The organism is Micromonospora eburnea (genome assembly GCF_900090225.1).
GTDB classification, from domain to species: Bacteria; Actinomycetota; Actinomycetes; order Mycobacteriales; family Micromonosporaceae; genus Micromonospora; species Micromonospora eburnea.
This window is the reverse complement of sequence record NZ_FMHY01000002.1, coordinates 3,719,362-3,731,865: the sequence shown is the minus strand read 5'-3', so window position 1 is coordinate 3,731,865 and position 12,504 is coordinate 3,719,362. Positions and strand designations below refer to the sequence as shown.

Here is a 12,504-nt window from a genome sequence, read left to right as displayed (position 1 = left end):
TGCCCCGGTTGGTGCGGGACCTGGCCGGCGCAAACGATCGGTCGCTGGTCGCCGTGATCGCCGCGCAGGTGCGCTGTGCCGAAGGCGGCATCGAGGTGGCCCGCCAGGTCACAGCGGGCACTGTGGACCCGGCCCGGGCCCGGCAGCTCATCGGCGTGGTGGAGCACGACGGCGACGCGCACCGGGCCGCCCTGATCGGCCGGCTGCGGCGCAGCGTGACCTCCCCGATCGACCGGGAGGATCTGTTCCGGCTGTCCCGCGGCGTCGACGACGTGCTCGACGCGACGCGGGACTTCGTGCGGGAGTTCGACCTGTTCGGCGCGGCGCCCGACCCGCTGTACGGGCCGGTGCTCGACCGCCTCGCCGGCGGGCTGGCCCGCCTGGATGCCGCGGTGCGACTGTTGCCCGACGCCCCTCGGCGGGCGGCCGAGGCCGCGGCGGAGGCGAAGAAGCCCGGTGTCCGCCCGGCCTATCAGCGGTCGGTCGCGGCGCTGATGCCGGAGGCCGGCCCACGTTCCCTGGTGCTGGTGCTCCTGCTCGGTCGGCTGGACGTCGCGGGTGAGCGGCTGGCCGCCGCCGCGGACGCCCTCGCCGACGGGGTGATGAAGCGGTTCCAGTAGCCGGTCGCGTGAAGTTACCGCGCGGATAACGACCAGGGCAGGGCGGCCTGGCGTCCTGTTCGAGTCTTGATCACAAGGGCTGGGGGCTGCGTGTTCGAGGGCCGACCCGGCAGCGGACGTGATGACGGTCTTGTGAAAACCACACCCCTGATGTTAAATCGCTGCCAACGCCGCTACATCCCTGTCTGCGATGTTCACCCGCTGCGCTGCCATATCAGGAGGAGACATGTTACGGAGACGCTTCCTTGCGGCCGCCGCGGCCGCCACCGTGCTCGTCGGGGCCGCCGGCTGCGGTGACGGCGCCGGTGACGACGGCGATGGCGAGCAGACGGTGACGTTCTGGCACTCGATGGCCGGCGCCAACGGCGAGGCGGTCAACCACCTCGTCGAGGAGTTCAACAAGGCACACGCCGGCAAGATCAAGGTCGAGGCGACGTTCCAGGGCAAGTACAACGACTCGCTGACCAAGCTCAAGGCATCGGTGCAGTCGAGGCAGACGCCGAACCTGGTCCAGGTCTTCGAGATCGGTACCCAGCTCATGGTCGACACCAAAGCGACGGTCGCCTTCGCCGACCTGGCCGGACTGGCCGGCATCGACACCGCCACCATCGAGCCGGGCGTCGCCAAGTACTACACGGTCGACGGCAAGCTGCACGCGCTGCCCTTCAACGCGTCGGCACCGATGCTGTTCTACAACAAGACCGCGTTCAAGGAGGCCGGCCTCGACCCGGAGAAGCCGCCGACCACGATGGGCGAGCTGGCCGAGGCAGCCCGCAAGCTGAAGGTCAGCGACGGCGGCAAGACCACCCGCTACGGCGCGGTGGCCTCGATCGACGGTTGGCTCGTCGAGCAGATGCTCGCCGCAGGCGGCGTGCAGTACTGCAACCAGGACAACGGCCGGTCCGGCCGTAGCACCGCGGTCAACTGGGACACCCCCGAGCTGCGCGGGATCGTGAACACCTGGGCCGGGCTGGTGAAGGACGGCACGCTGCTCAACGTCGGGCGCAACAACACCGACGCGTCGGCCGCGTTCCAGGCCGGACGTGCGGCGATCCTGCCGTTCACCTCGGCCAACCTGCGCGACATCATGAAGGGCTCGAAGTTCGAGGTCGGGGTCGCCAACTACATCCGGCCGGACAACACCACCGCCAGCGGGGTGTTCAACGGCGGCGCGGCGATCTGGACCATGGCCGGGCACCCGAAGGCGCAGCAGGCGGCCGCGGCGGAGTTCCTCAAGTACCTCGCCTCCGCCGACACGCAGGGCTACTGGGCCTCGCAGACCGGCTACATCCCGGTCGTCACAGCCGCAGCGGACAGCAAGGCGTTCCAGGACACCGTCGCCACCTACCCGGACTTCGCCAAGCCCGGCGCCGAACTGCGCGAGGCCGCAGCCACCCCGGCCAGCAGCGGCTGCCTCATGGGCGTCATGCCGCAGGCCCGCGACAAGATGAACGACATCGTCGAGTCGGTCATCCTCGGCAAATCCAGCGCCGACCAGGCGATCACCGCCGCGCAGGCGGCCATGGCGAGCGCCATCGCCACCTACAACAAGTCCGTCGGACAGTGAGGAGCGAGGAAATGCCCATCCTCGTCGGACACCGCGGCGCGCCGCTGCGCCGCACGGAGAACACGCTCCCGTCGCTCCTACTCGCGGCGGACCTGGGAGCCGACGCGGTCGAGTTCGACGTCCGCGCCAGCGCCGACGGCCACCCGATCCTGCTGCACGACCGCACGCTCCAGCGCTTCTGGGGCGACCCGCGGACGCCCGGAGAGACCGGCCTCGCCGAGCTGCGCGCCCTGCGGACCGACGTGGCCGGCGAGCAGATCCCGACCGTCGGCGAGGTCGCCGCCGCGGTTCCGCTGCGGCTCGTCGTGGACAACAAGGACCCGAAGCTGGTACCAGCCGTGGCCGCCGAACTGCGCGCCGCGGGCGCGCTGGAGCGGTCCTGTTTCATCGGCGAGCCCGGGGTGCTCACCGTCGTGCGGGCACACCAACCGGAGGCCGAGATCGTGCTCTCCTGGGTCGGGCCGGAACTGCCGCCGGCGGCACTGCTCGACACGGTCCGGCCGCAGGCGCTCAACCTGCGGTGGGACAGCCTGACCGAGGAGTCCGTCGAACGGGCGGCCGACCTCGGGCTGCGGATGTGGACCTACTGCATCGACGACGCGGACGCGGCGGCCCGGGCGCTCGCCTGGGGCATCGACGGGATGATCTCCAACGACCTGCCCGCCGTGGCCCCGGTCCTCACCCCGGTGGGCACCTGATGGCCGCACCGACCGATGAACTGCACGCACTGCACACGTTCGCCGTCGAACTCGCCGGCGCCGCGATGCGCACGATCACCGCGAGCCGGCCCGAGCCGGCCACCGCCGGCACCAAGGCCGACGCCGCCGACTGGGTGACGCCGTTCGACCGCGAGGTCGAGCGGCACACCCGCGACGAGATCGCCCGCAGGTTCCCCAGCCACCGGGTCGTGGGGGAGGAGTACGGCGGCACCGACGGCGACGGGTTCACCTGGTACGTCGACCCGATTGACGGCACCACCAACTTTGTGCACGGGCTGCCCTGGTCGTCGTACAGTCTGGCTGGCTTCGACTCCGACGGTGTGGCTGTCGGGGTGGTCGCCGACCCGGCACGCGGCGAGGTGTTCAGCGCGGTCCGTGGTGGCGGCGCCTTCATCGACGGCCGGCCCGTCGGCTGCCGGTCGGCCGGCTCGCTCGCCGGCGAGGTGCTGCTGACCGAGTGGTCGAAGAACCGGCCCTGGCCCGGCATGTTCGCCGTACTGACCGAGGTGTCCGACCGGTTCGCCGCCACCCGCATCATGGGCTCCTGCGCGCTGGCCCTGGCCAGCGTCGGGGCCGGACGGGCCGCCGCCGCGCTGCTGCCCGGACGGTACAACCTGTGGGACGTCGCCGCCGGAGCGCTGATCGCCAGGGAAGGCGGCGCGCTCGTGTACGCGCGGGACGGCGCGAGCGGCGGGGTGCCCGAGGACGGTATCCTCGCCGCCACCCGCGGCGTCGCCAAAGAGGTCTGGCGACTATGGCGGGCGGCGGAATGACGACCGCGACGAGCACCAACGCCCTGCCTGCGGCGGTGATGCCGGCACCCGCGCCCCAGCGCCGGCGCCGGCCCCGCTACCGGCCGGCCGAGATCGCGGTGGCCCTGGCGTTTCTCGTCCCGTCCACCGTCGTCTTCGTCCTGTTCGTGTTCTACCCGCTCGTCCGCACGGTCTGGCTGAGCATGCACGGCAGCGACATCTTCGGCAACGCTACGGACTTCGTCGGGCTGGACCGCTACGCGGACTTCTTCGGCGACCCGCAGCTGCGCACCGTCCTGCTCGTCACGCTCCTGTTCGCACTCTGCACGGTGCTGCCCACCCTCCTGCTGGGGCTCGGGCTGGCCCTCGCGCTACAGGCGAAGGTCCGGGCCATCGGCTTCTTCCGGACGCTGATGGCCACGCCGTTCGCCTTTTCCGCCGCGTCGGCGGCGGTCGTGTTCGACGTGTTCTACAGCCCGAGCATCGGCGTCTTCAATGGCATCCTCAGCAAACTCGGCATGTCCGGAGTCGAGTGGCTCACCGATCCGGCCACCGCGCTGCCCAGCCTGGCAGTGGTCAGCGTGTGGCGCGACCTCGGCTACGCGGTGCTGGTCTTCTCGGCCGGCCTACAGGCGATCCCCGAGGAGTATCTGGAGGCCGCCCGCCTCGACGGCGCCGGTCGCTGGCGGGTGCTGACCGGGATCGTCCTGCCGCTGCTCACCCCGACGATCTTCTTCATGCTCGTGGTGTCGACGATCGGTTCGCTGCAGACCTTCGGCGAGATCAACATCCTCACCGGCGGCGGCCCCGACGGCGCCACCACCACCCTGGTCTACGGCCTGTACAAGTCGGCGTTCGCGTTCGGCGCGTCCGACTACGGCCTCGCCTCGGTGCAGGGCGTCGTCCTGCTGGTCCTCGTCAGCGCCATCACCGCGATCCAGTTCCGGGTCCTGCAACGAAAGGTGTTCTACTCGTGAACCGGTTGCGCAGCACGGGCACGGTCGCGGGACTGGCGGTGCTGGCCGCGATGGTGGTCTTCCCGCTGTACTACGCGGTCGCCGGATCGCTGATGAGCCGCGACGACCTGACCCGTTTCCCGCCCGCGCTGTTCCCGACCAGCCTCCACACGAGCAGCTTCGGCGACGTGCTGAACGCGGTACCACTGGCCCGCCAGTACGGCAACAGCATCCTGGTGTCCCTCGTCGTCGTCCTCGGCGTGCTGGTCACCTCGGTGCTCTCCGGCTACGTGTTCGCGTTCCTGCACTTCCCGTTCAAGCGCCTCGCGTTCGGCATGTTCCTCGCCACCATGATGGTGCCGGCCGAGTCGATGATCATCCCGAACTATCTCACCATGGCCGACTGGGGCCTGATCAACACGTTCCCGGCGCTGTTCCTGCCGTTCCTCGCGGCCGGCTTCGGCACGTTCCTCATGCGGCAGTTCTTCCTGAGCTTCCCGAAAGAGGTGCACGAGGCGGCAAAGGTCGAGGGCTGCGGGCATCTGCGTTTCCTCTGGCAGATCCTCGTCCCGCTGTCCCGACCGGCGATCGGCACCCTGGCCATTCACTCCTTCATCAGCAGCTACAACCACTACTTCTGGCCGTTGCTGGTCACCAGCACACCGAAGATGCAGACCCTCCAGATCGGCCTGGCCCAGCTCAACTCGGTCGAGGAACGGGCACCGGACGTCATCTTCGCCGGAGTGGTGCTCGCCATCATCCCCATGCTGGTGATGATCTACATGTTCCAGCGGCACATCGTCCGGGGGCTTACCGCGGGAGCCGTCCGGTGAACCACCCCACCACACCGGTCGGCACGGCACAGCGCTGCATCGTCGGCGGCGAGGTCGCCGACACCGGCAGCGACGGGCCGTACCGGCGGCTGTCCGCCGCCCCCGGCGAACCCCACCGGGCCCGTACCGACTTTCGGCCGCCTGCGGCCCCGGCCCCCGGCCGGCGGGTTGTCGCCACCCTGGCCCACCTCACCGACCTGCACGTGGTGGATCCCGGCTCGCCCGCCCGTCTCGACTTCGCCATGCGCGACGGCGCGGGCAAACCCGGTTGGGGCGGAGCCGTGGACTGGGTATTCCGTCCCCAGGAGCTGCTGACCACCCACGCCGCCGCCGCCATGACCCGCACCCTGGCCGCGCTGCCGGTCGACTTCTGCGTGGTCACCGGCGACAACATCGACAACGCGCAGGCCAACGAGCTGGGCAACTACCTCTCGCTGCTCGACGGGGGAGTGGTGCGGCCGGTCGTCGGCGGCAGCTACCACGGGCCCCAGCGCGCCGACTGGGGCGACGAGTGGTACTGGCTGCCGGATGCCCCCACCGACCGTTACCAGCGCCGTTGGGGTTTTCCCCGCCATCGCGGGCTCATCGAGGCGGCCAGCCGACCCTTCGAGGGCGGCGGCCTGGGCCGTCCGTGGCTCGCCTGCCTCGGCAACCACGACCTGCTCGTCGGTGGCGCCAGCGCCGCCCGGGCCGGGTTGGCGTCCCTCGTCACCGGGGGCCGCAAGCCCGTACGGCTGCCCGCCGAACTGCCGTCCGACGATGCGCTGCACACGCTGCTCACCACACCGGAGGTGTTCTTCTCCGGCCCGTGGCAGCCGGTGCCCCCGGTGCCCGAACGCGCCTTCGTCACCGCCGACGAGATGATCGCGGCCCACTTCGTGGCTGGCGGCGAACCCTTCGGGCACGGCTTCACCCCGGCCAACCGGCGCGACGGAACCGCCTACTACACCTACGACCCGGCACCCGGCCTGCGCGTCATCGTCCTGGACACCAACCATCCGTACGGGCACTGGGACGGCAGCGTCGACCACGGGCAACTGCGGTGGCTGGCCGAGCAACTCGACGGCCTCCGGGGACCAGACGCCCCGCTCGTGGTGCTCGCGTCGCACCACGCGACCGCGTCGATGGCCAACGGCTACGGCGTCTGCGCGGACCGGGCCAGCGAACGCGCGTACGCCGCCGCGCTGCTGCGGGTCGCGCTCGGCTGCCCCAACGTGGTTCTCTGGCTCAACGGCCACCACCACGCCAACCGCGTCGTGGCGCACTACTCGCCGTCCGGCGGCGGCCTCTACGAGGTGACCACCGCGGCCATCACCGACTGGCCCTGCCAGGCGCGACTGATCGAAATCGCGATCGAACCATCGGGAGAGATCAGCCTCACCAGCACCATGGTCGACCACGACAGCGCGGAGCTGCCAGCGGACGAAGAACCCGGATCCCCGCGATGGCTGTCCGCCCTGCACCGCGAACTCGCCTTCAACGACGGCGTACGGGCCGGGCGGCGCGGTGCGGCGGGCAGCGTGGTCGACCGCAACGTCCGGATGCTCCTGCCCCCCATTCCCACCACTCCACAATCCCCGACCACCATGTAGGGAGCGAACAGTGGAACCGATCGGCACCAACGATCCGACTCGTCGCAACTTCCTGCGCCTGGCCACCGCCGGGGCCGCCGTGGCGGCCGGCGTCGCCGTCGCCCGCCCGGCGGCCGCCGCTGCTCCCGACCGGGCCCCCTTCGTCGCCAACGGCGCGCTGGTCATCGACGTACGCGACCATGGCGCACGCGGCGACGGCACCACCGACGACACCGCCGCCCTGCAGGCCGCGCTGAACGCCGGCAAGGGCCAGATCGTCTATCTCCCGCCCGGCACCTACCCGGTGTCAACCATGCTCAGCGTCTTCTCCGGCACCACCGTCGTGGCCACCGCCACCACCGTGATCCGGCGGACCGCCGGCCCCGCGATCATGGGAAACGGCGTGCTCGGCGACTTCACGGCCACCAAATGGGACGGCGAATCCGACATCACTATCCAGGGCGGCGTCTGGGACGTCAACGCCGGCGCCGTCACCGCAAGTGGCTCCGCATTCGGCTTCAGCCACGGGCACAACGTCCGGTTCACCGACCTGACCGTACGGGACGTGCAACGCCACCACGGCATCGAGCTGAACGCCATGAAGACCGTCCGGGTGGTCAACTGCCGCTTCGAAGGGTTCTCCGACCCTGAGGGCAACCGCGGCTACTCGGAGGCGGTGCAGATGGACTACGCCGGTGGACCCAGCCACTTCGGCCTCTTCGGCGCCGCCGACTTCTACGGTTGCCAGGACATCGAGATCAGTGGCTGCTACGCCGGCCCGTCCGCCCGGTTCCCCTCGTTTCCCCGGCTGGCCGGCTCGCACGGCGGCCCCGACGGGCACCAGCACACCGGCCTGCGGGTGCTCAACAACTACGCCGTCGGCTGCACCGAATGGGCCATCCGGCTCTACGACTGGACCGACGCGGTCGTGGAGAGCAACCAGATCGTCGGCGGTGGCGGCGGCATCCAGATCGGCCCGGCTGGCGTCCAACCCGGCGGCAACATCATCGTCCGCGGCAACACGCTGCGCGACCTGAGCGGGATCAAGGAGGCGAGCGGCCGTCCGCCGGACGCGGCGATCTGCGTCGGACGGCTCAACGACGCCCGCACCCGGAACCTGGTCATCGAGGGCAACATCATCCAGGATGTGGTGTTCGAGGGCATCTCCGTCTACCGCACCGACCGCGCCGTGGTGGCCCACAACGTCATCGCCCGCTGCGGCGGGGTAGGGGTCCGGGTGAACAGCTCGCCCCGGGCGGTGATCAGCGGCAACAACATCACCACCCCGGGACGCGAGGGGATCGTCGCGCACGTCGGCAGCCACGGCAGCCGCATCAGCGACAACCTCATCGAACTGTCGGCCACCTACGGCATCAGCATCACCGACAACGTCGACGACGTGGTGGTCCGGGACAACACGGTGTTCGGCGCCGGCACCACCGCCGGGACCGCCGCCGCGCTCCGGGTCAGCAACTACGCCAACCGTACGGCGCTGCTGGGCAACACCGTCCGCCGTCGAGGCAGCGGCAGCGAGGCGAGCTACGGCATCTCCATCACCGGCACCTGCAGCGGAACCTGGTACACCGGCAACGACCTGCGCAACGCCGGACCGAGCGCGGCCGTGTCCGACCAGGGCATCGGCTCGCTGACCACGCCGGGCGGCCTGACCTGACCTGACCCGGGCGGACCGGGTGTCGGCTCTGCGTGACGCGGCGTGGGCTGGATCGGCGGCACCAGCCCGCGCCGCATCACGATGGTGAGCGAGACGAGTAACGAGCCGTTCTCGCGCGCGTTGAAGTGATGGACGTGGCTGCTCATCCCGGCGGGAACCCGGCCGTAGCTCGGGCCGCCGCCCGCTTGAGCGCACCCAACGGGTCGGCCAGCAGCGCCGAGAAGCCGAGCTCGGCGGCACCGACCAGGGTGGAATCGTCCCCGAGCGCGGCGATGCGCAGCCGCACCCGCTCCTTCGCGACGGGCAGCACATGGCGTGCGATGCGGGCGCGCACCTGCTGTGCCGTGCCGGGATACACGTCGCGCAGCATGCCGCCGAAGACCACGATGCCGGGGTTGAACAGGTTGATCAGGTTCGCCACGCCGATGCCGAGCCAGTCGCCGATGTGGTGCAGCGCCGCGCGGGCCACCGGGTCGCCCCGGTCGGCGTCGTCCACCACCGCGCGCAGGGCGTCCCGGCCGGCCAATCCGGCGGGACGCCGGGCCGCGTCGAGCAGGGCCCGCTCGCCGACCTCCGCCTCCAGGCAGCCCTGGGAGCCGCATCCGCAGGGCCGCCCGTCGTACGGGTTGACCACCATGTGCCCGAGCTCGCAGCCGTACCCGCCGTCGCCGTCCAGCAGCTTGTCGCCGACGATGATCCCGCCACCCACGCCGACGTCCCCATGCAGGTAGATCAGGTTCTGGAAGCCGACGCCGGCACCGCGTTGCTGCTCGGCCAGCGCCCCGAGGTGGGCTTCGTTGCCCACCCGCACCGGCAGGCCGAGCCCCAGCAGGCGGCTCAGTTCGGCGCCGAACGCCTGGTCCACCCAGCCCATGTCGGGCCCGAACCGGACCATGCCGTCGCCCGGCCGGATCATCCCGCAGTACGACGCCCCGACGCCAACGCACACCGAGCCCGCCGGCGCCGTCTCGTGCAGCCGGCGACCGAACCCGGCGAGGACGTCGACCACCCGTTCGAGGTCGGCCCCGGCGCGTGGCCGGGGCGCCCATCGGCGCTCCAGAATGGTCCCGCCCAGCCCGACCCGCGCGGCGACCAGCCAGTCCACGGCGACGTCGAACGCCAGCACGTACACCCGGGTGGACCCGGGACGGACCAGCAGCGATGGCCTGCCGGCGCGTCCGGTGTCGGTCGGCGCCTCCTCGCCAACCAGACCGGCGGCGGCCAACTCGGCGGTCAGCGCCCCGATGGTGCTGCGGTTCAAACCCATCCGTTCGCCCAGCACCGCGCGGGAAACCGGACCGGCCAGATGGACGTGTCGCAGCAGCCTGCTGAGATTGCGTCGGCGGATCTCTTCCTGCACCAACCCGACCTCCGGCGGTCTGCGGCATCGCGGATGTCAATTATCCGCACGGCTCAACCGCCTCAGGGGGCCGTGGCTTCGTAGACCGTCTCCAAGCCACGGTGCGCCTGGACCAGCGAGGCCAGGTACTCGCGCGTCTCCGGATCGGTAGAGTAAAGGAGGGTGCCCCGCATTCCCCGGGTCATCAGCACCTTGTACGTGTTGCGAATGAGCCGGTCCGCCTCGAAGTCGCTGAGCTGCTTGCGACTGCGGAACGCCGGGTCCTTCGATTCCGTCCGCTGGGTGACCAGCCGGCCTTCGCGGGCGACCAGGTCCGGGCCGACGATGACGCCCGACCACTCGTACTCGAAGCCCTGCGCGGTATAGACGCAGCCCACCTGCCCGAAGCCGTTCGGGTCGGTGGCCCAGTACGCGCTGCCCGGCGCGTCGCCGACGCTGCGGTCGCTCTTGACGTTCCACGGCCGCGACCAGCCGCCGATCTGCACGTCCGGCACCAGCGAGTCGTCCGGGCGGGGGTCGCTCCACGGCCAGCAGTAGCCCGCCGACATGCGCGCCGTTTCCCCGGCGGCCTGCTTCGCCCTCAGGAACGCCTCCATCTCCTCCGGCGACTCCGCCAACCGCAGGTCGAACCGCCCGTCGCCGGTCCAGATCGACGGCTTGCCGCCGTCGAGCCCGAGCAGGCCGAGGACCCACTGCTCGTATTCCTCGCTGCCGCCGCAGCGGAACTGGTCGTGCAGCGACACGACCTCGACGTCCAGGTCGAGCTGCTTCGCGTACGCGGAGATGACGTCAACGCTGCCCAGCTCGCCCGGCTTGACCACCTGGTGTTCGTCGAGCAGGAACACCGGAACCCGGGCAGCGGCGATCAGTTCGTCGATCTGCGGGCGGGACTTGTCCCGCTTCGCCTTCGGCGTGAACCGGTTGACCGAGGTTTCCCGAATCCGGTGCGCCTCGTCGCAGATCAGCACGTCAAGGCCGTTCCGCTCAGCGGACATGAAACTGTTGAAGTACCCGAACAGGTTCTTCAGGCGGGTCGAGCCCTTGCCGGCGTACCGGCGCAGGGTCTGGGTGAACGAGCGCGAGCCGGTGGCGTGCATGACCGAGCGCTGCTGCCGGGCCAGCTCGCCGAGCACCGAGAGCGCGATGACGCTCTTGCCGCTGCCCGGTCCGCCGGAGACCACCACGACGGACTTGCGGTCCGCGGCGCGTGCCCGCTCCACGGCGTGCAGCACCAGCTCGTACGCCAGGCGTTGCTCATCGAGCAGCGTGAAGTGCGACCGTTCCTTCAGCTCGGCCGCCGCGTACGACAGGAGGTGTTTGCTCGGGCGGACGGAGCTGGTGAGCAGGCGGTCGGCGGCGGCCGCGCCGGAGCCTGGAGCCAGGTGGGTACGGAGGTAGTCGAGAAACTGACCCCGGCGCTGCTTGGTGAAGATCCGGCTCTGCTCGGTCGGCCGCCGCAGGAAGAGATCGTTCACGTCCCGGTCGACGGCGTTGTGCAGGTACGCGGCACCGACAATGGGACTGCGGCGGTGGGCGAGTACGCCGAGAAAATCGGTCAGGTACTCACAGTAGTCGCCGACCTGCACGCCGGGGTGCAGGCGCGGGCCGCGGGCGTGCTCGACCAGGACGAGGCGGTCGGACTCCTCGTAGGATTCGGCCTGCGACCACTGCTTCAGCTCGACGACCACGTAGGAGTCCTCGGCGGTCTTCGGATGCGTGCCGGCCAGCATCACGTCGATCCGCTTGCTGGTGAGCGGCAACTGGTACTCGACCAGCACCTCCACCTGGCCCAGGCCCGCGTCGGCCAGGTCCTGACCGAGGACGGTGAGGCTGCGTTCCCAGGACCGGCGCTCGGCGGTGCTCACGTTGTGGCCGACCTGCTCGGCGATCCGATCGGCGAGCGTGCCGCTGACGGCATAACGGAGGAGACCGTCGGCGGAGGTGCGGAACGCTGACAACACTTGCCCCCGGGCAGCACGAAGTGATCGTGCGCATGGGGGACTTGTCCGGCCATGGCCGGAAGCCCGTCGTTACGCGCTTGTATTGCTGGACTGTAGCGAAGAGATCATCTCCGCGCACGCCCCGTTACCGCTTGGCGGCGGAGCCCCTGGCCTGTTCGACGGGATAGCGGATGGCGACCTCGTCCAACTTGCTGAGGGCGGCCTCCGCGAGGTTGATGCCGAGGACGTCCGCCAGCCGGGTCAGGTAGATCATCACGTCGCCGATCTCCGCCCGGACGCGTGCGCCGGCCTCGGGGTCGTCCATCACCGCGTCGGCCTGCTCGGGGGTGAGCCACTGGAACTCTGCGAGGAGTTCACCGGCCTCGCCGGCGAGCGCCATCGCGAGGTTCTTCGGCGTGTGGAACTGCTGCCAATCACGCTCCTCGGCGAAGGCTCGCACCCGAGCCGTCAGATCGTTCACCAAGGCAGTCTTGCACGGCTGATGACCGGTCAG

General features: G+C 70.6%; 11 protein-coding genes. 8 read left to right on the top strand and 3 right to left on the bottom strand.

All coding sequences use genetic code 11. From position 1 onward, the window contains the following. Nucleotides 1–11: 11 nt before the first annotated feature. The 8 genes from GA0070604_RS16920 (at nucleotide 12) to GA0070604_RS16885 (ending at nucleotide 8,690) form a co-directional block, all read left to right on the top strand. Nucleotides 12–620, top strand: a complete 609-nt coding sequence (locus GA0070604_RS16920) for a DUF47 domain-containing protein (RefSeq protein WP_244162209.1) — start codon at nucleotides 12–14, stop codon at nucleotides 618–620. A 226-nt stretch (nucleotides 621–846) separates the two neighbouring features. Further along, nucleotides 847–2,187, top strand: a complete 1,341-nt coding sequence (locus tag GA0070604_RS16915) for an ABC transporter substrate-binding protein (protein WP_167363495.1) — start codon at nucleotides 847–849, stop codon at nucleotides 2,185–2,187. Between the two features lie 11 nt (nucleotides 2,188–2,198). Beyond that, on the top strand, nucleotides 2,199–2,885 hold the full coding sequence (locus tag GA0070604_RS16910) for a glycerophosphodiester phosphodiesterase (RefSeq protein ID WP_091118812.1): 687 nt from the start codon (nucleotides 2,199–2,201) through the stop codon (nucleotides 2,883–2,885). Further along, the gene (locus GA0070604_RS16905; protein ID WP_091118811.1) at nucleotides 2,885–3,679 is read left to right on the top strand and encodes an inositol monophosphatase family protein; all 795 of its coding nucleotides are present in this window, start codon (nucleotides 2,885–2,887) and stop codon (nucleotides 3,677–3,679) included. Before GA0070604_RS16910 ends, GA0070604_RS16905 begins: the two co-directional genes overlap by 1 nt. Next, the gene (locus tag GA0070604_RS16900) at nucleotides 3,676–4,635 is read left to right on the top strand and encodes a carbohydrate ABC transporter permease (protein ID WP_208602088.1); all 960 of its coding nucleotides are present in this window, start codon (nucleotides 3,676–3,678) and stop codon (nucleotides 4,633–4,635) included. The genes GA0070604_RS16905 and GA0070604_RS16900 overlap by 4 nt, the downstream gene beginning before the upstream one ends. Beyond that, nucleotides 4,632–5,447, top strand: coding sequence for a carbohydrate ABC transporter permease (locus GA0070604_RS16895; protein ID WP_091118810.1), 816 nt, complete (start codon nucleotides 4,632–4,634; stop codon nucleotides 5,445–5,447). Before GA0070604_RS16900 ends, GA0070604_RS16895 begins: the two co-directional genes overlap by 4 nt. Then, nucleotides 5,444–7,039 carry a metallophosphoesterase family protein gene (locus GA0070604_RS16890; RefSeq protein WP_091118809.1) on the top strand — a complete coding sequence of 532 codons (1,596 nt, stop codon included), beginning with the start codon at nucleotides 5,444–5,446 and terminating at the stop codon, nucleotides 7,037–7,039. Before GA0070604_RS16895 ends, GA0070604_RS16890 begins: the two co-directional genes overlap by 4 nt. Nucleotides 7,040–7,049: 10 nt before the next feature. Continuing rightward, a complete protein-coding gene (locus tag GA0070604_RS16885) occupies nucleotides 7,050–8,690 on the top strand; it encodes a right-handed parallel beta-helix repeat-containing protein (RefSeq protein ID WP_167363494.1) in 1,641 nt (546 codons plus the stop codon). A 142-nt stretch (nucleotides 8,691–8,832) separates the two neighbouring features. Here the strand turns inward: GA0070604_RS16885 and GA0070604_RS16880 are convergent, their stop codons facing one another. The 3 genes from GA0070604_RS16880 to GA0070604_RS16870 all read right to left on the bottom strand — a co-directional run bounded on the left by GA0070604_RS16880 (nucleotide 8,833) and on the right by GA0070604_RS16870 (nucleotide 12,471). Next, nucleotides 8,833–10,053 carry an ROK family protein gene (locus tag GA0070604_RS16880; RefSeq protein WP_091118807.1) on the bottom strand — a complete coding sequence of 407 codons (1,221 nt, stop codon included), beginning with the start codon at nucleotides 10,051–10,053 and terminating at the stop codon, nucleotides 8,833–8,835. Between the two features lie 59 nt (nucleotides 10,054–10,112). Next, a complete protein-coding gene (locus GA0070604_RS16875) occupies nucleotides 10,113–12,008 on the bottom strand; it encodes a DUF2075 domain-containing protein (RefSeq protein ID WP_091127198.1) in 1,896 nt (631 codons plus the stop codon). Between the two features lie 127 nt (nucleotides 12,009–12,135). Beyond that, on the bottom strand, nucleotides 12,136–12,471 hold the full coding sequence (locus GA0070604_RS16870; RefSeq protein WP_091118806.1) for a nucleotide pyrophosphohydrolase: 336 nt from the start codon (nucleotides 12,469–12,471) through the stop codon (nucleotides 12,136–12,138). Nucleotides 12,472–12,504: the final 33 nt, after the last annotated feature.